This is a genomic window from Amycolatopsis sp. NPDC047767 (assembly GCF_040704195.1).
GTDB lineage: Bacteria > Actinomycetota > Actinomycetes > Mycobacteriales > Pseudonocardiaceae > Amycolatopsis.
This window is the reverse complement of sequence record NZ_JBEYSJ010000032.1, coordinates 1-18644: the sequence shown is the minus strand read 5'-3', so window position 1 is coordinate 18644 and position 18644 is coordinate 1. Positions and strand designations below refer to the sequence as shown.

Sequence of the window (18644 nt, the reverse complement as noted above, 5' to 3'; positions counted from 1 at the left end):
CCGTGCACACCTTCACCAAACTCCTCGTCACCGAAGCGAAACTCTTCGCACGCACGCCGATGTGGGCGATCTTCGGCGTCCTGCTGCCGACCGCGGTGCTGGTCGGCGTCGGTTCCATCCCCGGCATGCGCGAACCGAGCGAGGTGACCGGTGGTCACCGCTTCATCGACCTGTGGGTGCCCTCGCTCGTGGTCGTCGCGCTCGCGATGCTGGGCCTGCAGTCGATCCCCGCGGCTGTCGCGAGCTATCGCGAGCAGGGCGTGCTGCGCCGGCTCGCGACCACGCCCGTGCCACCCGCGTTCCTGCTGCTGGCACAGCTGGTGCTGCACGCCGTCGTGGCGCTCGCGGGCGTGGCGCTCATGCTGGTGACCGCGCGCGTCGTGTTCGACGTGCCGCTGCCGCGCCACCCGCTGACCTACGTCGTGACGCTGCTGCTGGGCCTGGTGGCGGTGTTCGCGCTCGGCCTCATCGCGGCTTCGATCGCCCGCACGGCGAAAGCCGCGGCCGCGATCGCGATGATCGCGTTCTTCCCGATCATGTTCCTCGGCGGCGTGTACCTGCCGCGGCCGCTGCTGCCCGAGGTGATCCAGCGGATCGGCGCGTACGTGCCGCCGGGCACCCAGCCGTTGCAGGACGCGTGGGTGGGCGCGGGCGTTCAGCCGCTGCAGTTCGTCGCTCTGGCCGCGTTCGCGCTGGGCGGGACGGCGCTGGCCGTGCGGCTGTTCCGGTGGGAGTGATCCACCGAAGTGGTGATGAATACCGTTTTCTCTTGTGGCGTGCTCGGCCGGGCGAGTAGCCAGGAAGGGGAACCACTCACCATGGAGGTTGTCTTGTCTCTGGACGTATCGCCCGCGCTGCTGGAAAAGGCCGAGCGCGGGGAGGTCTCCGACGCCGAGTTCGTCGCCTGCGTGCGGGAGTCGCTGCCGTACGCGTGGGAAGTGATCACGGGCGTGATCGCCGAGGCCGACGGCGCGCCGGACGGCTTCGCCGACAACGAGACGCCGCCGCCGAGCGAGGCCGCCCGCGGGCAGCTGCTGCGCGCACTGGCCTCCGACGCCATCCGCGGCGGGCTCGAGCGCCACTTCGGCGTGAAGCTCGCTTTCCAGAACTGCCACCGGGTCGCGGTGTTCCGGAAGTCCGAAGTGGACGGTGACCGCTACCGGGCGTTCGTCTCGGTGCGCGGGCAGCTGCTCAACCAGAGCCCGGAACTGCGCGACTGTTAAGCGCCGGCTTTTGAATCCCTGAGCGCGGGCAGCACTTCGGCGCCGATCCGCGCGATGTTCTCCGCCGTGCCCTCCGGCGTACCGGACGCCTCCACGAACATGATCACGTGGGCGGCTCCGGTGCGCCGGAGGCTCGTTTCCAGCGTCGCCACGCAGTAGTCCGGATCGCCGACGGGGTGGATCTCGCACAGGTGCTCGGTGTACTCGTGCGGATCCCGCGACGGACCGGGCCGGCCGTCCACCGTCACGTGCGCGCCGAGCCCGTCGGAAAGCCAGCCGGGCAACGACTTCCGCACCACGTCGACCGCCGCGGCACGGCTGTCGCCGACCTGGCAGAGGACGGTGGACACGTGGTTGTTGTGCCCGCCGTACGCCTCGACCGTCGCGGCCTTCTCGTCGTCACCGGCGTGCAGCCCGAGCAGCATCGGCAACCCACGTTCGGCGGCCAGCCGCACGGCGTCGGACTTCGGGCCGCCGGCCGCCACGACCACCTCCGGCCGCCGCCGCGGTGTCGGCACCAGCGGCACCTCGCGGAAGTTGAAGTGCTCACCAGCCGCCGACGCGGTGCCGTTCGCAGCGGTGAGCAGCACGTCGAGTGATTCCGCGAAGCCGCTTTCGTAGCGTTCGAGCCCGGTGCCGAACACCTCCAGGTCCTGCCACGGCCCGCCGCGCCCGACGCCGAGGCGCAGGCGGCCGCCGGACACCGCGTCGAGCATCGACCACTGCTCCGCGAGCGCCACCGGGTGCGTCGTCGACAGCACGCTCACCGCCGTGCCGACGGTGATCCCCGACGTGCGCCCGAGCACGTGCGCGGCGAGCGTGATCGCCGACGGGCACACGCCGTAGGGCAGGAAGTGGTGCTCGGCGAGCCAGACGTCGTCGAAGCCCGCCGCCTCCGCGGCCTCGGCCGCGCGCACGGTCCTGAGCAGCACTTCGGCGTCCTCCTGCCCCGGGAACCGCCCGGAGACGAGGAAGACGCCGAAGCGGGTGTGCCTCAGTTGTCCACCGACACTTCGTTGAACGGCAGCAGCGGGTCGAGCCACGGGAACACCACGAACATCAGCAGGGCGATGATGCCGAGCACCAGCACGACGGCGATCGTCAGCTTCGCCGCGAACGGTCCCGGCAGGCGCCGCCAGATCCACGCGTACATCAGGAAGCACCGCCGATCTCGGTCAACAGCTTCCCGTAGTCCGCCACCTGCGACTTCGGCACCTGCTGCGTGAGCACGGACGTGATGATCAGCCGCTGTTTCGCGGAGAACTGCGGGTGGCACGTGGTGAGCGTGAGCAGCGAGGCCTCCTGCGCCTTGGGCAGCGTGTCGGCCGGCTTGTACGGCACCGGGTTCACGGCGTCGCCCTGGCTCGGGAGCACCACCTTGCGGCCGAACGTCTGGTCGTAGGCGCCGCCGCCCGGAATGCTCGGGTTGCGCAGCGTCGACACGCCCTTGCACTCCGGCTGCGCGCCCTTGCCGCTGCTCCAGCCGGAGATTTCGTCGTCGTAGGGCAGGACCTTGTAGATGTAGAAGTCGGTCTGCGTCTCGATCACGATCTGGTCACACGAGCTGAGGTTGTCCAGGTCGTTGAACGGCGCACCCTTGCCCACGCGGTGACCGGCGACGCCGAAGTTGCCGGGCTCGCCGGGCAGCGCCGTGCCCTTGTAGTGGCCGGGCCCGATCGCGAGCGAGTCCTCGCCGGTGCCCTCCTGGATCGTGAAGTTGAAGTCCGCACCGAACGACGGGATGTGGATGCGCGCGAACGCCTTGCCGTCGACGAGGCCGGGGTGCAGCGTGCGGTCCTTGGCCCAGTCGCCCTCGAGCTGGTCGCTCGCCGCCGACTGCTTCTCGGCCGAGAACAGGTCGGTCACGTAGACCTCGTAGACCATGAACAGCAGCACGACCAGGCCGAGCGTGATGAGGATTTCCCCGGCCGTCCGAATCGCGACGCCCCCCTTGCCCAACGGCGCGGGCTCGGGCTTCTCCTTCACCGCGGTGGCGGTTCCCCCCGCCTCGACGGCCGCGAACACCTCGGTGGGCTGATCGGCCACGACGGGCCGCGGCCTGCGCCTGGGGTCCGGCCCAGCTCCGCCGCGTGGCGGCTGCGTCGGCCGCCCAGTCCCGCGCGGCGGGGTGCCCATGCGTTCGGTGGGCGGATTCCCGGCCCGCTGGGTGCCCCGGGGCGGAGTGCCCATGCGCTCGGTCGGCGGGTCCCCGGCCGACTCGATCCCGCGGGGTGGCGTGCCGGGTCCCTCGGCCCGCGCGCGCCGGCCCGGCTCGCTTGGCGGCCCGCCGGCGTCGGGCCCGGCGGCCATCGGTCCCCCCGCGCCCGGCGCGGCGCCTCGGCGGCCGGCGCCTCCTGGCCCGCTGCCTGCCTGCCCACCTGCGTCGTGGCCACCGGCGTCGGCGCCTCGCGCGCCGTAGGCCGGCTCACCGGCGCCCCGTCGGGCGCCACCTGCGTCCGCGCCCGGCGTGCGCCCCGGCTCGGTGCCGTTCTGCTGAGTGGGACGCGGCTGCCGCTGTTCGGGTGATCTGCGCTGGTCGGCCTGCCTGCTTGCCGGGTCGCCCGCGACGCGGCGCGCGGGCGGGGGCACTCTCCGGGTGGGGTCCTCCGGGGGCTGCCTGCGTGGTCTCGCGGCGCCGTCGGCACCGGGCGGCGGCTGGCGTCGCCGCTGGCCGTCGGGCCCTGGTGCGGGGCGGCGGCGGTCGTCTTCACCCGGCCAATCCTGCGTCGTCACGCAAGCTCCTCTCACACCGCCGGTGGAACTGCCGGTGGCGCTATTGTCACAGTCCGGAAATCCGACCGCTCCCGCCCAGTGCTCTGGAGCCGTCGTTTACGTTAACGTGTTCACGTGGCGCTGGTTGCGCAACCCGACGAGCGGGACGCCCGCGAACAGGCACCGCCACCAGGCAGAGCCAGAACAGCACGCGAGGAACACGATGCCGAAGTCCAAGGTCCGCAAGAAGACCGCGTACACCCCGCCCGTTGATCGCCGGACGCCGGTGAAGGTCAAGGCCGCGGGCCCGTCGAACCTGTTCTACAAGATCGTCATGTTCGGCCTCATGCTCCTCGGGCTGCTGTGGCTCATCGTGAACTACATCGCCGGCGACAAGATTTCGTTCCTGACGTCTCTCGGGAACTGGAACTTCGGCATCGGTTTCGCGGCGATGATCGTGGGCCTGCTCATGACCATGCGCTGGCGCTGATCATTACTCCGGATGGCGGCTTGACACCGAATTACATCGGTGTGACTCATCCCCAGTGTGGATAACCTCTGTGGATAACTACCCCACCTCGTGGGCACCCCGTTCGGCCCTTGTGGTAGTGGCCTGGCTGGTCACAGTCCTGCTGCTCGCCGGCGCGGTGCTCGACGGGCTCTTCGGCGACGGCAAGGGCGCGGTGCTCATGGGGCTCGCCACCGTCGCGATCGGGGCGTTCGCGGTGCACTGGAGCGTGGTGCGCCCACGGCTGTCCGTCGACGCGGACGGCCTGGTCACCCGCACGCTCGGCGGCACGCACCGCCTGCCGTGGGACCGGACGAGCATCCAGCTGCGCACCACCCGCCGGCTGGGCCGCGACGGCGTGACACTGGAGCTCGAACACGACGACGAGCTCTACATCTTCGGCCGCGTCGACCTCGGCGAAGACCCGCGCGACGTCCTCGACGCGATCACCGCCCTGCGCGGCGCGTTCTAGCCGGCCAGCGCCGAGAGCTCAACGCCGCGGTAGACGACCAGGCCCAGCAGCGCCACCACGATGATCGCCACGCCGATCGCCTGCCACCGCACGCGGTTGCGCTCCGGCGCGTAGAGCAGGGCCACGGCGACGAGCGCACCCGTGATGAGCCCACCGACGTGGGCGAGGATCGAGATGCCGGGGATCGAGAACGTGATGTACGCGTTGATCGCCAGTGTGACCAGCAAGCCGGCCGGGTTGAGCTTCAGCTTGACGACGATCACCGCGTAGCAGCCCAGCAGCCCGAACAGTGCGCCTGAGGCGCCGCCGGAGACCTGGAGCGGGTTGTCGAAAAGCAGCACCGCGACGGACGCGCCGAACATCGATACGAAGTAGAGCGCCGTGTACCGGGCTTTCCCGAAGACCTGCTCCAGCGCGCGGCCGATCATCCACAGCGAGAACATGTTCGCGGCGATGTGGATGATCCCGAAGTGCACGAAGCCCGATGTGAAGATCCGCCACCACTCGCCGCCGACGAGTGTGGTGGCGGGCTGCATCCAGCCGAACTGCTCCAGAGGCGCATTGCCGTTGTCGAAAAGACTCTTCGTCTGCAACGCCGTGATCAGGTAGATCAGCACGTTGACGGCGAGCAGCGTCGTCGTGATCACGACGGAGTCCGTCGGCCGGGCTCCCGCGATCGTGCGCGTGCCCATGCCGGAGTTCTGGTACTCGCGGTGCTGCTGCCGCGTCTGCTGCGAGCCGGCGTGCACGCAGTCGGTGCACTGGAAGCCGACGGGGGCTTCGCGAAGACAGTCCGGGCACGCCGGACGTCCGCAGCGCGCACAGCTCAGGCCGGTCGGGCGGTTGGGGTGCCACCAGCAACCGGGGAGCGCAGCCTGCGGAGGGTACGCGGGGGGATTCGGCGGTTGGTTCACGATGACTCCAACCTACCGAAATCCCCCCGAGACGGCCTCAGGCCTCGATGGTGACCTTCTCGATGACGACGTCGGACAGCGGCTTGTCCGCCGGGCCGGTCGCCGCGCGCGCGATCGCGTCGACGACGTTGCGGGACTCCTGGTCCGCCACCTCGCCGAAGATCGTGTGCTTGAAGTTCAGGTGGGTCGTCGGCGAGACGGTGATGAAGAACTGCGAGCCGTTGGTGCCGGGCCCGGCGTTCGCCATCGCCAGCAGGTAGGGCTTGTTGAACTGCAGCTCGGGGTGGAACTCGTCGCCGAACTTGTAGCCGGGGCCGCCACGACCGGTGCCGGTCGGGTCGCCGCCCTGGATCATGAAGCCGTCGATGACCCGGTGGAAGATCGAGCCGTCGTAGAACGGGCCGGAGTTCGTGCCCTGCGCGTTCGGCTGCGTGTATTCCTTGGAGCCGTCGGCCAGCCCCACGAAGTTCGCGACCGTCTTCGGCGCGTGGTCGGGGAGCAGGTTCACGTGGATGTCACCCTGATTGGTGTGCAGGGTGGCCTTGCGGGCGCTTTCAGTCACGCCGCCATCGTGCCATCCCTTCCCACATTTGGGGGGTTCAGGGGGCTCGGCACGGGGGAACCCCGCGGCAGGACCGCAGGAAGATGGGCATTTCCCGAGGTTTCACCGGTTCCCGATGGGGGAAGACACAGCGTCACGCCGGGAAAAAGGGCACGATAGGTTACGGGCAACAGAGCGATATCAAAAACGATTGGTGAGGTGAAGGCCATGACCCGGGCCGCAGATTCGGTGAGCGAGTCGGTGAAGGCCGGCGCGGTCGGCCTGCGCAAGCGAGCCACCGAAGCGGGCAAGGCGGGGGCAGCTTCAGCGGCGAAGGCCGCGGAAGCCGGCGCCGAAGAGTTCGCCAAGCAGAGCCGCCGGGCACGCAAGAAGCTCGCGAAGAAGACCGAGCTGACGCGCAAGGAGCTCAAGAAGAGCTCGGCCGCGGCTCGCAAGGAGGCCCTCGCCCGCGTCGCCGAGCTGAAGAAGCCCGGCCGCAAGGCGAAGAAGGCCGCCATCAAGGCCGCGAAGTCCGCCGGTGAGTCGAAGCGCCGGGGCAAGAAGGACTTCAAGGCCGCGAAGAAGGACTTCCGCGCCGCGCTGGTCGAGGCGAAGTCTGCGGCCAAGGGCACGCGCAAGCGCCGCCGCTGGCCGTGGCTGCTCGGCCTGGGTGCCGTCGCCGTCGGCACGGCCGTGGTGCTGAAGTCGCGCCAGCAGGAGCCGCCGGTCGCCCCGGCGCCGCCGAAGGCGACCCCGCCGGCTCCTCCGGCGAAGCCCGCTTCGGAGACCAAGCCGTCTCCGGCGAGCAACGGCAAGGCCCCCAGCACGTCGGCCGCCGAGAAGAAGAACTGAACCACACGCGAAGAGGGCCCCGGGATCGCCGTCCCGGGGCCCTCTTCCGTTGCTACTGAGGCAGATCAGGCCATCGCGGCGTGCTTGTCGATGAGCTGGCCGAGGCGGGGCAGGGCCTCCTCGACGTTCTTCTTGCCGTTCGGGCGCAGCTTCGAGTAGACCTTCTTGATGCTGTCGCGGCTGCTGCGGTCGGCGCGCGAGTCGGTGACGCTCAGCAGCGCGTCGGCGGCCGCGTCGGAACGGCTGGTCAGGTAGGCACCGAAGTCGTTGCCGCCCTGGGCGCGGTAGTCGCCGTAGAACGGCTCGAGGGCCACGGCGAAGTCGTCCAGCAGGGTGTCGACGGCCGAGGGGATGATGCCCGGCTTGATCTTCTTGACGGCGGCGAAGCCGGTTTTGACAACGGCGCCGGAGACCCCGCCCTTGTCGGACACCTCGGCGTCCACGAGGCCCTCGAGGTCGGTGACGACCGACGGGCGACGGCTGGAGTCGAGCAGGATTTCCTTGAGGGTGTCAGCCACGAATCTTGTCCTTGTCGTAGAGATGGCGAAGTGCTTGTGGTGCCGGACGGGCACCCGCCCGCGCGAGTGCTCCAGGGCCTGCGCGTGCCGCACAGGGTAATACAAGATCAACTTCACTCACCCGTGTGGAGGCCACTACTCAGAGCTTCAGGGCCGCGATAGCCTTCTTGGCCACTGTGCGTGCTTTGATGCTCTGCTGTTGGTTACTCGTCACGATGACCGCGGCTCCCCCCTTCGAGACCGCGTACACCACTCCGTCACCAGCCGGCTGGTAGCCGCCCTTCCACCCGGCGGGGTCGGAAGCGGGGTTCGAGGTGTCGACGGGCGCGGCGCGGTTGACCAGTTTCGTCGCGACGTCCTTCGTGCCCACGTACACCTGCACGGTCACCTGGAGCCCGCCGTCGGGGCGGTAGAAGAAGCACGACGGGTGCGGCTTGTCGTCGGACACGCGTACGGTCGTCACGTGCTGGCCGTTCGCGTCCTGCACCGTCTCGGCCGAGAGGTATGGGCACTTCGCTTCCCGGGTCGGCTGCGGATCGGGCGGCAGGCCGGGCTCAGCCGTGTGCTTGGTGGTCGTCGGCGGCGGCGCGGGCTGCGCGGTGCCCGCGATGGGGGTCGACACGCTGCAGCCGGCGAGCAACGCCAGGGCGGGCGCGAGAGCGAGGATTCGTCGCATAGCGCGCACAGTCAATCATGTCCAGTCACACGAGAGTGAAGAGCGAAAGGTTCAAGTTTCAGCGAGTAAGGGATCTTTCACTCACTGTGGTGATAGTTGAGGCTTGGCTTACCTACCCTGGCAGTCACGTATTTTCCGACTGCCAGGGAGACGACAGCCGTGAAACTCTTCGACAGAGGCCGTGACCACGTCCTCGCGCTCTTCCGCATCGTCCTCGGTTTCCTCTTCTTCTGCCACGGGGCCTCGACCGTGTTCGGCCTGTGGGGGCACCACGCCACGGCCGTCGGCACGTGGCCCGGCTGGTGGGCCGCGCTGATCCAGCTCGTCGGCGGCGCGGCCGTGACGCTCGGCATCGGCACGCGCGTCGCCGCCGTGATCTGCTCCGGTTCCATGGCCTTCGCGTACTTCACCGTGCACTTCGGCAAAGCCGTGCTCCCCATCGAGAACGGCGGCGAGCAGGCCGCCATCTTCGCCTGGGCCTTCCTCCTGCTCGCCTTCACCGGCGGCGGCCACTGGGCCCTGACCGACCTGTTCCGCCGCACCCGCGGAGTCCCTGTCCCCGCCGCTTGACACCCCCGGCCGCCCGGCGTGCGACGATGGGCGCCGGGCGGTCGTTGTCGCGGTCAGGGGGTTCGAGTGTTCACGCCGGATCAGTACCTGCACGTGGTGGCCGAGCGCGTCCAACGCAGCGGCGGACGGCTCAGCACCGTCCAGATCGGACCCGTGACCGCGGCCGTCGGCCTGTTTACCGAGTCGATCATGTTGTCCACCATGAACTACTGCGTCGTCGCGGCCGCGTACCCGGAGATCGACGCGCAGACGTTGTTCCAGTTCACCGGCCTCGCCACCCAGCACGCGCGCGCCAACGTCCAGGGCACCGTCGGCTGGACCGCCGCCTCCGTCGTGATCGCGGGCCTGGTGGGCCGCGTCCACCCCGACGCCGCCACGGCCGCCTCGGCCAAAACCGCCAACCAGTTCGGCGGCGAGACGCGCATGGTCGCCGTCGACCCGTACGCCGGCATGACGTACGCCTGGGTCGGCGGCAAGTTCTGGGGCGCGGCGGTGCAGGGCTCGGTCAACGCGAAGCTGCTGTTCTGCTTTCCCCAGCCGACGGAGGCTTACCAGCAGCTGCAGTGGCAAGCGCAGTGGCAGGCTCAGCAGGCCGGGTACAACGCCGGTCCTGGCGTGGCCGGGTACGGCGCGGCTGGTTACGTTGCCCCGGCCCCTGGCTCGAACAGCCCTGGCGCGGCTGGTTATGGCACGGCCGGCTACGGCGACAACACCCCTGGCACGGCTGGCTACGGCGCCCCCGGCCTTGCCGCGAACAGCCCTGCCACCCCCGGCGACGGCGCCCCGGACTCCGCACCGAACAACCCCGGTTCAGCCCCTGGCACGACCGGTCCGACCGCCGGCGGCCCCGGTCCCGGCGGCTTCCCCGGCCAACAAATCCCACCCGGCTGGCAACCCCAACTCCCGCCACCCCCGGCCGCCGGCCCACCCGGCCCGCAGCCACCGCTCTACCCACCACCAGGCCGCCCACCGTACGGTCAGTGACATGGTTTCCCTACGCGGCTGGCAATCATTCCCCGAACAACTCCCGCCCTTCGACCCGGACACCGCCCCGGAAACCCCCGAAGAGCTGTTCCTCGAGTGGCTCACGGAAGCCGGCGAACACGTCCTCGCGCCCCACGCGGTGACCCTGTCCACAGTGGACACCGACGGCTTCCCCGACGCCCGCGTCGTGATCCTCAAGGACGTCGCCCCGTCGGCCTGGGCCATCGCCACCAGCTCGGAAAGCCCCAAGGGCCACCAGCTGGACGCCAACCGACACGCCGCCCTCACCTTCTTCTGGCCCGCCCGCGGCCGCCAGGTCCGCGTCCGCGGCACCGTCGCCCCGGCCGCCCCGGAGATCTCCGCGGCAGACTTCCTGGCCCGCCCACCCGCCTCCCGCGTCGAGGCGTTCATCGGCCACCAGTCCGAGCCCCTCCCGGACCCCGCCAAACTCACCGAAGCCGCCGACGCCGCCGCCCAATGGGTCGCCGACAACCCCGACGCCGCCCCCAAAACCTGGACGCGCTACCTCGTCACCCCCACGACGGTCGAATTCTGGCAAGCCTCACACGACCGCCGCCACCTCCGCCTCCGCTACCTCCGCGACGCCAACACCTGGACCCGCGAACGCCTCTGGCCCTAACCCGACGCCTGCCAGGACCGCCGCCCCACCCCGGCCAGCTCACTTTGCCTTCCCACCCGGCGACCCGCCTTCGGCTCTCACCGCCAACCAACTTCGCCGATTGACACCAACCCGGCTCGCTCCGGATCCCCACCACCACAGACAGCTCCGCACACCGGCCGCGACAGCCCCCTGACTCGAACGCCACCTCACACCCACGCCGCCACTCGCTCCACGCCCCGAACCGCCGCACAGCCCCGCGAACCCCTCGGCCCCGCACGACACGCCCCCGCCCTCCTCGGGGGGCGTCCCCAGTCCCATTCTATCGAGGTGAGGGGCCAAAAATCGGCCCCGCGGGAATCTGTGGACAGCTTCAGCACAGGGGGGTCGATTGTGGATAAGTCGGCCGAGCAGCAGGCCGGCGAGCGCGAAAGGTGCTAGCCGAGGGCGAGGCAAGCGGGCGTCGACACCACTCCGCCAGCGCGCCTCAGGGGGCTGGTCGCGCAGGAGGGCGCGGATGAGCGCTTCGGTCATGAGCGGTCCCCCGGTGTCCGAACTGTTCAATACGCGCGCGCGGGGGCGTGCGACGGTGGTCGTATGACTGTGAACCTCGCTGCTGCCGCGTCCTTCCTCGCCGCGCACGGGCGGCTGCTCGACCGCCGGCGGTTCGAGCTGCTGTTCGGCGGAGGAGACGGTGATGCGGAGGCCGTGCTCTCGGCCGTCGCGGCATACCGCAATGCCGACGGCGGTTACGGCTGGGGCCTGGAGCCCGACCTGCGCGCGCCGGAGAGCCAGCCGGGCGGGGCGCTGCACGCGTTCGAGGTGTTCGAGGACATCGCGCCGAAAACCACGCCGCTGGCGCTGGAGCTGTGCGACTGGCTGGAGTCCGTGTCGCTGCCGGGTGGCGGGTTGCCGTTCGCGTTCCCCGTCGCGGACCGCGCCGGGAGCGCTCCATTTTGGACGGATGCCAACCCGACGAAGTTCTCGCTCCAGAGCACGGCTTTCGTCGCGTCGACGGCGTTACGCGTCGCGGCGCACGACAAGGCCGTGGCGGAACACCCGTGGCTCACCGCCGCGGTGTCGACCTGTCTGGAAGCCATCGCCCGAGTCGAAGAGCAGCCGCACGCGATCGAGCTGTCGTTCGCCATCCGGTTCCTCGACGCCGCGCACGCGACCCGCCCCGAGGCCGACGAACTCCTCGACCACCTCGGCAAGTTCCTGCCGCCCGACGGCATCCTCCACGTCGCCGGCGGCGGCGAGGACGAGGTCCTGCGGCCTCTGGACTTCTCGCCGATCCCGGGCCCGTCGCGCAAGGTGCTCGACCCCGCCGCGATCGCCGCCGAGCTCGAGCGCCTCGAGTCCCAGCAGCTCGAAGACGGCGGCTGGACGGTCGACTTCGCCAGCTTCTCGCCGGCGGCGTCGCTCGAATGGCGCGGCTACGCCACCGTTCGCGCGATTTCGGTGCTGCGGGCCAACTCGTAGTGTGAGGGCGTGCTGCCGCAGGACAGCCACGTCCACACCGAGTGGTCGTGGGACACCGTCACCGGGTCGATGGTCCAGTCGTGCCAACGCGCACTCGCGCTCGGGCTGCCGTCGGTGGCGTTCACGGAGCACGCCGACCTCACGCCGTGGCTCATCCCCGAGCCGATCCGGCCGCACCTGCCCGACCACTTCCGCGTGCGGCTGCGGACCGACGGCGTGCTGGAGCCGCCGGCCCTCGACGTCGAGGGTTACCTCGCGTGCGTGCAGGAGTGCCGCGAGCGGTTCCCGGACCTGCGGATCCTGTCGGGCGTCGAGCTGAGTGAACCGCACTGGCATCGGCCGGAAGCGGACGCGTTGCTGGCCGCGCACCGCTTCGAGCGGGTGCTGGGCTCGGTGCACTCGCTGCCGGAGGGGACTCACCACTACGAGCTGAGCGTGATCGCGGACCGCCCGGCCGACGCGACGCTGCGCGCGTACCTGGGCGAGGTCCTAGGCCTGGTGGAGTCGACAGCCGATTTCGAGGTTCTGGCCCACATCGACTACGCGCTGCGCACCTGGCCTTCGTCGAAACCCTTCGTCGCCGCGGACTTCGAGGAGGAGTTCCGCACGGTCCTGCGCGCGCTGGCCGGCAGCGGGCGCGCCCTGGAGCTCAACACGAGAGTCCCCCTGCCGCGCGACGTTCTCCTGTGGTGGGCCGCCGAAGGTGGCCGGATCCTCTCCTTCGGCAGCGACGCCCACGCACCCGAGCTCGTCGGCCACGCGTTCGCCGAGGCCGCCGCGTTGGCGGCTTCGTGCGGTTTCCAGCCCGGCCGCACTCCGCACGACTTGTGGATCCGCCGCGGTTAACTCTTGCCGAGCGTCCCGAGGCCGTTCATCAGCAGGTCGAAGCCCAGTTCGGCCGCCGCGACCGCCTCGGGGTACGCGTCGGTCGCGGTGACGCCCTTCGCCATCCGGTGGTGGTTCTCCAACGACAGCCGCCACTGCACGGCCGCGATCTGCGCGGCCGCCAGGCGCGCCGTCAGCGGCGACAGGTCCGGTGAGTCGCCCAGCTCGGCCGCCAGCGCCAGCTCCCCGCTTTCCCGGAACCGCAACAGGCTCGGCAGCAGGGTCGGCGTGCCCATGATCAGCCGGTACAGCGCCAGCACCTGCGGAAGGTCGCAGAGCCCAGTGATCGGGTCGTGGCGGCGCAGGCCGTCGAGGAAGTGCGCGCGCAACGCGGGAAGCGGTGCGTCGCGGTGCGCGCGGACCACGCGCGCACTTTCGTGCTCGTGGTCCGCCATGCGGTGCAGGACGAGGTCGTCCTTCCCCTGGAAGTAGGCGAACAACGTCCGCCGCGACACCTCAGCGGCCTCCGCGACCTGCGAGATCGACACCTGGTCGAAGCCGTGCTCGAAGAACAGCTTAAGCGCGGCGTTCGAGATCGCCTCGCGCGTGCGCTGCTTCTTCCGCTCCCGCAGGCCGGTCCGCTCGTCCACGAAAACAGGCTACCGCCTTGGTGCACTCAGGGCTATATTGCACTCAGTCTACTTATGCACTGAGGAGCACTTCATGGACGTGATAGTGGTCGGGGCGGGCCCGGCCGGGTTGACGCTGGCGCACGAGCTCGCCCTCGGCGGCGCCGAGGTCGTGGTGCTGGAGAAGCTGACCGAACGCATCGAGCAGACGAAGGGCGGCACGATCCAGCCGCGCACCGCCGAGCTGCTCGACGCGCGAGGCCTGCTCGACGCGATCCGCGAGCGGCAGTTCGAGCGCGCCGCCGTCGGCGGGCACTTCGCCGGGCTGCCGGTGCCGCTCGACTGCACGCCTTGGCAGACCAGGCATCCCCATACGATCGGCATTCCACAGTGGAAGGTCGAGGAGGTGCTGGAGGCGGCGGCGACCGCCCGTGGCGCTCGCGTGCTGCGGGGTCAGGAGGTCACCGCGGTCCGCGCCGACGACACCGGCGTCACCGTGACCACCGACCGGGACCTGCGCGCCCGGTACGTCGTCGCCTGCGACGGCGCGCACAGCACCGTGCGCAAGCTGCTCGACCTGCCGTTCCCCGGCCGTCCCGGCACGTACCGGGCGGTGCTCGCCGACGTGCGCCTATCGGCCGTCTCCGAACTGGTGCCCGCGCAGGCCGGCCACATGAGCACGATGACCAGGACCACCGCCGACCACTGGGGCATGCTCGTGCCGACCGGCGGCGACCACTACCGCTTCACCTACGGCAAGCGCGACGAAGCTGAGCCGCCGATGACCGCGGAAGCCGTGCAGCAGGCACTCACCGCGATCTACGGCGAACCCACCACCTTGGCCGAGGTCCGCACGATCTCCCGCTTCAGCGACGCCACGCGCCAGCTCGAAAACTACCGCCACGGCCGCGTTTTCTTCGCCGGCGACGCCGCCCACATCCACGGGCCGCTTGGCGGGCAGGGCCTCAACCTCGGTGTGCAGGACGCGTTCAACCTCGGCTGGAAGCTCGCCGCGACGCTTCGAGGAGCCGCGGACAGCCTCCTCGACACCTACCACGCCGAACGCCACCCGAAGGCCGCCCGCGTGCTGCACCACACGTCGGCCCAACGCGTTCTCGCCGTGCCGAACCCGGACCCGGATTTGCGTGCGCTGAGCGAAATCTACACCGATCTTATGCGCCTGCCCGACACCAACCGCTACCTCGCCGGGATGATGTCCGGTTTGGACGATCCCACTCGGCTCCCCGACCTGGACCTCGTGACCGCCGACGGACCGACCCGCGTGGCCGAGGTCCTACGCGACGGGCGCGCCGTCCTGCTCGATTTCACCGGCGACGTCGAGCTCCCCGTCGGCTGGGCCGAGCACGTGAACCTGGTGCGCGCCAAGGCAGACACCGCGTTGCCGGCCGTGCTGCTTCGCCCCGACGCCGCCGTCGCATGGCGCGGTGACACCCCGCTCGAAGACGCCCTGCGCGCGACGTTTCAGCCGGCCTTCGGTGCGTAGCGGATCAGCACGACGTCGCCGATCGCCCGCGTGTCCAGCAGTTTCATCCGCCCGCCCGGGTACAACGCGGGCAGTAGGAACCGCGGCGCGGCGGCGGCGCCGACCACGAGCGGCGCGATGGCGAGGTGAATCTCGTCGGCCAGGCTCTGCGAGAGGAACGCGGTGTGGATCTGCCCGCCGCCTTCAACCATGAGCCGCCGGACGCCGCGCCGGCCGAGGTCGTCGAGCAGCGCGCCGAAGTCGACTTGTGGTCCGAGCGCGACGACTTCGGCGAGCTGACCGAGCCGTTCGCGCGCGGTCGGGGCGCCCGTTTCGGTGGTGTAGACGAGCTTTTCCGCGCCGTGGTGCCAAAACTTCCACTGCGGATCGACGTCGCCCGACGCCGTCACGGTCACCTTCAACGGATACGCGGGTTTGCCGGCGCGCACGCGTTCGGCTCGACGTTCTTCGCTGTTGACCAGCAGCCGCGGGTTGTCGGCGCGGATCGTGCCCGCGCCGATCAGGATGGCGTCGGACTCCGCGCGCACCTGGTCGACGCGGTCGAAGTCCTCGGCGTTGGACAGCAGCAGCCGTTCGGGGGTCGTGTCGTCGATCGCCCCGTCGACACTCGTCGCGACGCTCAGCAGCACGTGGGGACGCATCGGCTCTCCTTTTTCGGTTGACCGGCCAGGCACAGTAGATCTTCGTGACCCACGACGATACGAACACCCTGCGCCGCCTCGCCGGACTCGCCACGCCGATGGCGCTGCGCGTCGCCGTGACTCTCGGCCTGCCCGCGCGCCTGCTCTCCGCCGCGGGACCGTCCGAACTGGCCGCCGAGCTCGGGGTGAACCCGTCGCGCTCGGCCTCCTGCTCGACCACCTCACGACGCTCGGCGTCCTCGAGCACACCCCCACCGGCTACCGCACCACCGCTTACGGCGACCACCTCCGCGACGACTTCACCGCGACGCTCCTCGACTTGAACACCGCCGGCGGGCGCGCCGAGCTGGCGTTCGTCGAGCTCGCCCACAGCATCACCACGGGCGAAGCCGCCTACCCGCGTCGTTACGGCCAGGACTTCTGGGCGGATCTCGCCGAGAACGAGGATCTTCGCGAATCCTTCGACCGCCAGATGACTTTCCGCATCCGGGAGCAAATCCCGCAACTCGTCGCCGGCTACGACTGGGCACGGTTCTCCACGATCGTCGACGTCGGCGGCGGCCGCGGCGACATCCTCGCCGCCATCCTCACCGCGAACCCCGGCCTGCGCGGCCACCTGCTCGACCTCGCCCCGACCGCCGCCGACGCCCGCCGCACCTTCGCCGCCCACGCCCTGGACGCCCAGGTCACCGCCGGCAGCTTCTTCGACCCGCTCCCGCCCAGCGCCGACGCCTACCTGCTCGTCGACATCCTCCACGACTGGGACGACACCCACGCCCACCGAATCCTCGAGCGCTGCGCCGAGGCCGCCGGCTCGACGGGCCGCATCCTCGTCGTCGAACCCGTCGCCGGCCACCAGGCGGACACCGCAAGCGCCCTCGCCATGCTCACCATCTTCGGCGGCCGCGAACGCCGCCTCGACGAGTTCCGCGCGCTCGCCTCGGCCCACGGCCTGAGGCTGGACGCCGTCACGGACCTGACTTCGCAACGCTGCCTGCTCGAATTCCACCAATAGGGTGCGCGCGCGATCGTCGCCCATCACCACGACCGGCAGCCGAGCAAAGGGGAATCGAACCCCTGACCCCGCCTGCAAATGCCCGTCCGCAGATCCCGGACGACCTGCCGAGATCTCATGGCGCGTCTACCAGCGGTTTTGCGAGACCGTTCCCGCGAGTCCACGCGTGCACCCCGTTGATCGGGCACACACGAGTCCGCGCTACTCGCCGCTGGCCTCCGGCATTGCCGGGCGTCGCGCGGCGAGCAGCACCTAGGGGCGCGGTTGCGGCGGCTGCGCAGGGATCCGCAGGTCGGCGATCAACTCCAGACCGGCGTCGGCCAGCATTCCGGCCAGCTCTTCGGGGCGGTACAGGTGAGTCGTCCAGGACACCGGCAGGCCGCCGTAGCCCTTGGTCCGCGGCACGTCGCCGTCGCCGACGTGCGTGCCAACAAGAGCCTGACCACCGGGCACGAGCGCCTCAGCGAAGGTCTTCAGCACACCGGGCAGCTCCTCACGCGGAAGGTTGAACAGCGACCACCAGCCGAGCACGCCGCCGAGCGATGCCGGCGCGAGGTCGAGTTCGGTCGCCGAAGCGACGGAAAACCGCAGGTCGGGGTAAAGCCGCCGGGCGTGCTCGACCATGCGCGGCGACAGGTCGACGCCCGCAGCGTCCAGCCCGAGCTCGGTGAGGTGCGCAGTGATGGTGCCCGGGCCGCAGCCGACGTCCAGGACCGGGCCGAGCCCGCGGACGGACTCGGCGAAGGCAGCAAGCGCGGCCCGTAGCCACGGCTCCTCCTCCAACCGACCCACTCCAAGCTCCACATAGAGGTCGGCGACCCGGTCATAGGACTCACGGACCCGCAGAAGATCGGATGGCTGCACGGAGGGCACCGTATCGAGGCATGACGAACGCGACCAGAGACGCTTGCCAGCTCTGAAGGGCGCAGAGATTGAAGGCCGCACTCGGCGCGAGCGCGACCACACGATCGCGGACTCGATGAGCCGCAACATCGAGGCCGCGCGTGAGCGCCCGCAGGGGCACGGCGGGAGGTACGGCCGCCGGATACTACGAAGGCCAGGTCAAAGGAGATCCCCTCTGAACTGGCCTTCGTCGTGTTTCTTGAGCTGTGGAGCTGAGGGGAATCGAACCCCTGACCCCCGCCTTGCAAAGGCGGTGCTCTACCAATTGAGCTACAGCCCCGGGCACGGGTGCCCGTGGGTCACCCGCGCGGTGAAGTCAGTTGCGGGAAGCGTCCGCGGCCTTGGCCGGGGTGCTGCCGTTCGCGGAGACCGGGCCCGTGGGGGCGGTCGCCTGGCGCCAGAGGTCCGCCTCGGCCTTGGCAGCCTTGTTGCGCTTCACGACGAACAGAACGCCGCCCGCGACGACTGCGAGTGCCAACAGCTTCTTCATCCGAAGCCCCCTTTTCCAGCTTGCTTCCGTACCCCACGATGCTACTGCACGCGCTGAGCGCCGGATCCGGCGGTTCCAGGGCTTGGTTCCACGTGGAACCACCGGCGACCCGCGTCACAGGCCGAACGGAATACCTCCGGTGGGTGCGCCGTTGAACAAACTGGTCGGTGCGCCCAACGTGTCCCCCGGGCTCACACCTTTGCCTTCGCGGAATACCGTTCGGCTGGAGCCGCGTCGTGCCTTTCGCCGAGAGGCGACCGTGCGCGCGCCGATCGCAGACATGTCAGCCCTGCCGGCCTTCTCTTCCCGGCAGGGCTGACTTGCGTCCGGCGAGCCTCGCGCGCACCCCAGCCAGACCCGGCTCCACCAGGCCCGGCTGCCCCATCGCGACGCCGTGGGTCACCTCGAACCACGGCCCCAGCCGGTGCCACGCCCACGCGCGCCGATGCAGCTCCTCGGTCACGCCCTAGGTGTACTGACCTGTGAGGTTGGGGACGCGGCTGAGTGGTGGGTGGCCTGCGAGTGCGGTGTGTCCGCGGTGGTGGTTGTAGGTGTGCAGCCAGTGT

General features: G+C 70.3%; 25 protein-coding genes and 1 tRNA gene. 13 read left to right on the top strand and 13 right to left on the bottom strand.

Going from position 1 to position 18644, the window contains the following annotated elements:
- The first annotated feature begins 2 nt into the window (after window positions 1-2).
- Window positions 3-737, top strand: a complete 735-nt coding sequence (locus AB0878_RS38670) for an ABC transporter permease (RefSeq protein WP_366585976.1) — start codon at window positions 3-5, stop codon at window positions 735-737.
- Between the two features lie 93 nt (window positions 738-830).
- A complete protein-coding gene (locus AB0878_RS38665; RefSeq protein WP_366585974.1) occupies window positions 831-1223 on the top strand; it encodes an SCO5389 family protein in 393 nt (130 codons plus the stop codon).
- Here the strand turns inward: AB0878_RS38665 and AB0878_RS38660 are convergent.
- From AB0878_RS38660 to AB0878_RS38650, 3 genes are all read right to left on the bottom strand, one after another.
- The gene (locus tag AB0878_RS38660) at window positions 1220-2155 is read right to left on the bottom strand and encodes an LLM class flavin-dependent oxidoreductase (RefSeq protein WP_366585972.1); all 936 of its coding nucleotides are present in this window, start codon (window positions 2153-2155) and stop codon (window positions 1220-1222) included. The two genes, AB0878_RS38665 and AB0878_RS38660, sit on opposite strands and share 4 nt — an antisense overlap.
- A 62-nt stretch (window positions 2156-2217) precedes the next feature.
- A complete protein-coding gene (locus AB0878_RS38655; protein ID WP_364174134.1) occupies window positions 2218-2376 on the bottom strand; it encodes a hypothetical protein in 159 nt (52 codons plus the stop codon).
- Window positions 2376-3269 (bottom strand): class E sortase, encoded by an 894-nt coding sequence (locus AB0878_RS38650; RefSeq protein ID WP_366585970.1) that lies wholly within the window; start codon window positions 3267-3269, stop codon window positions 2376-2378. The genes AB0878_RS38655 and AB0878_RS38650 overlap by 1 nt, the downstream gene beginning before the upstream one ends.
- 889 nt (window positions 3270-4158) lie before the next feature.
- Here AB0878_RS38650 and crgA point away from each other — a divergent pair.
- A complete protein-coding gene (crgA, locus tag AB0878_RS38645) occupies window positions 4159-4425 on the top strand; it encodes a cell division protein CrgA (RefSeq protein ID WP_220245435.1) in 267 nt (88 codons plus the stop codon).
- Window positions 4426-4543: 118 nt separating this feature from the next.
- On the top strand, window positions 4544-4915 hold the full coding sequence (locus AB0878_RS38640) for a PH domain-containing protein (protein ID WP_366585968.1): 372 nt from the start codon (window positions 4544-4546) through the stop codon (window positions 4913-4915).
- Here AB0878_RS38640 and AB0878_RS38635 read toward each other — a convergent pair.
- Both AB0878_RS38635 and AB0878_RS38630 read right to left on the bottom strand, forming a co-directional pair.
- Window positions 4912-5664 (bottom strand): rhomboid family intramembrane serine protease, encoded by a 753-nt coding sequence (locus AB0878_RS38635; RefSeq protein ID WP_366585966.1) that lies wholly within the window; start codon window positions 5662-5664, stop codon window positions 4912-4914. The two genes, AB0878_RS38640 and AB0878_RS38635, sit on opposite strands and share 4 nt — an antisense overlap.
- 202 nt (window positions 5665-5866) lie before the next feature.
- Entirely contained in the window at window positions 5867-6391 is a 525-nt protein-coding gene (locus tag AB0878_RS38630) for a peptidylprolyl isomerase (protein ID WP_285971318.1), read from the bottom strand.
- 207 nt (window positions 6392-6598) lie between these two features.
- On the opposite strand from AB0878_RS38630, the gene AB0878_RS38625 reads away from it, so the two are divergent.
- Window positions 6599-7222, top strand: coding sequence for a hypothetical protein (locus AB0878_RS38625; protein ID WP_366585964.1), 624 nt, complete (start codon window positions 6599-6601; stop codon window positions 7220-7222).
- A gap of 65 nt (window positions 7223-7287) precedes the next feature.
- Here AB0878_RS38625 and AB0878_RS38620 read toward each other — a convergent pair whose 3' ends face one another.
- A complete protein-coding gene (locus tag AB0878_RS38620) occupies window positions 7288-7740 on the bottom strand; it encodes a hypothetical protein (protein ID WP_366585962.1) in 453 nt (150 codons plus the stop codon).
- Between the two features lie 139 nt (window positions 7741-7879).
- Entirely contained in the window at window positions 7880-8416 is a 537-nt protein-coding gene (locus AB0878_RS38615; protein WP_366585960.1) for a DUF2020 domain-containing protein, read from the bottom strand.
- A 159-nt stretch (window positions 8417-8575) separates the two neighbouring features.
- On the opposite strand from AB0878_RS38615, the gene AB0878_RS38610 reads away from it, so the two are divergent.
- The 5 genes from AB0878_RS38610 (at window position 8576) to AB0878_RS38590 (ending at window position 12917) form a co-directional block, all read left to right on the top strand.
- On the top strand, window positions 8576-8986 hold the full coding sequence (locus tag AB0878_RS38610; RefSeq protein ID WP_366585958.1) for a DoxX family protein: 411 nt from the start codon (window positions 8576-8578) through the stop codon (window positions 8984-8986).
- A 66-nt stretch (window positions 8987-9052) separates the two neighbouring features.
- A complete protein-coding gene (locus tag AB0878_RS38605; RefSeq protein WP_366585956.1) occupies window positions 9053-9970 on the top strand; it encodes a hypothetical protein in 918 nt (305 codons plus the stop codon).
- A gap of 1 nt (window position 9971) precedes the next feature.
- Entirely contained in the window at window positions 9972-10610 is a 639-nt protein-coding gene (locus tag AB0878_RS38600; RefSeq protein ID WP_366585954.1) for a pyridoxal 5'-phosphate synthase, read from the top strand.
- 576 nt (window positions 10611-11186) lie between these two features.
- Window positions 11187-12071, top strand: a complete 885-nt coding sequence (locus AB0878_RS38595) for a hypothetical protein (protein ID WP_366585952.1) — start codon at window positions 11187-11189, stop codon at window positions 12069-12071.
- Window positions 12072-12080: 9 nt separating this feature from the next.
- On the top strand, window positions 12081-12917 hold the full coding sequence (locus AB0878_RS38590) for a PHP domain-containing protein (RefSeq protein WP_366585950.1): 837 nt from the start codon (window positions 12081-12083) through the stop codon (window positions 12915-12917).
- Here the strand turns inward: AB0878_RS38590 and AB0878_RS38585 are convergent.
- Window positions 12914-13546 (bottom strand): TetR family transcriptional regulator, encoded by a 633-nt coding sequence (locus AB0878_RS38585; protein WP_366585948.1) that lies wholly within the window; start codon window positions 13544-13546, stop codon window positions 12914-12916. The two genes, AB0878_RS38590 and AB0878_RS38585, sit on opposite strands and share 4 nt — an antisense overlap.
- Before the next feature lie 73 nt (window positions 13547-13619).
- On the opposite strand from AB0878_RS38585, the gene AB0878_RS38580 reads away from it, so the two are divergent.
- Entirely contained in the window at window positions 13620-15029 is a 1410-nt protein-coding gene (locus AB0878_RS38580) for an FAD-dependent oxidoreductase (protein ID WP_366585946.1), read from the top strand.
- Here the strand turns inward: AB0878_RS38580 and AB0878_RS38575 are convergent.
- Entirely contained in the window at window positions 15008-15670 is a 663-nt protein-coding gene (locus AB0878_RS38575) for a dihydrofolate reductase family protein (RefSeq protein ID WP_366585944.1), read from the bottom strand. The two genes, AB0878_RS38580 and AB0878_RS38575, sit on opposite strands and share 22 nt — an antisense overlap.
- 44 nt (window positions 15671-15714) lie before the next feature.
- Between AB0878_RS38575 and AB0878_RS38570 the strand changes: the two genes are divergently transcribed.
- Together AB0878_RS38570 and AB0878_RS38565 are read left to right on the top strand one after the other, a co-directional pair.
- Complete coding sequence (locus tag AB0878_RS38570) at window positions 15715-15993, top strand: hypothetical protein (protein WP_366585942.1); 279 nt, start codon at window positions 15715-15717, stop codon at window positions 15991-15993.
- Complete coding sequence (locus AB0878_RS38565) at window positions 15990-16685, top strand: methyltransferase (RefSeq protein ID WP_366585940.1); 696 nt, start codon at window positions 15990-15992, stop codon at window positions 16683-16685. Before AB0878_RS38570 ends, AB0878_RS38565 begins: the two co-directional genes overlap by 4 nt.
- Before the next feature lie 252 nt (window positions 16686-16937).
- Here the strand turns inward: AB0878_RS38565 and AB0878_RS38560 are convergent, their stop codons facing one another.
- The 4 genes from AB0878_RS38560 to AB0878_RS38545 form a co-directional block, all read right to left on the bottom strand.
- Window positions 16938-17558, bottom strand: a complete 621-nt coding sequence (locus AB0878_RS38560; RefSeq protein ID WP_366585938.1) for a class I SAM-dependent methyltransferase — start codon at window positions 17556-17558, stop codon at window positions 16938-16940.
- Window positions 17559-17795: 237 nt separating this feature from the next.
- Window positions 17796-17868 (bottom strand) — tRNA-Ala (locus tag AB0878_RS38555).
- Window positions 17869-17904: 36 nt separating this feature from the next.
- A complete protein-coding gene (locus AB0878_RS38550) occupies window positions 17905-18078 on the bottom strand; it encodes a DLW-39 family protein (protein WP_220245417.1) in 174 nt (57 codons plus the stop codon).
- Window positions 18079-18361: 283 nt separating this feature from the next.
- A complete protein-coding gene (locus AB0878_RS38545; RefSeq protein ID WP_366585936.1) occupies window positions 18362-18541 on the bottom strand; it encodes a hypothetical protein in 180 nt (59 codons plus the stop codon).
- Between the last annotated feature and the right edge of the window lie 103 nt (window positions 18542-18644).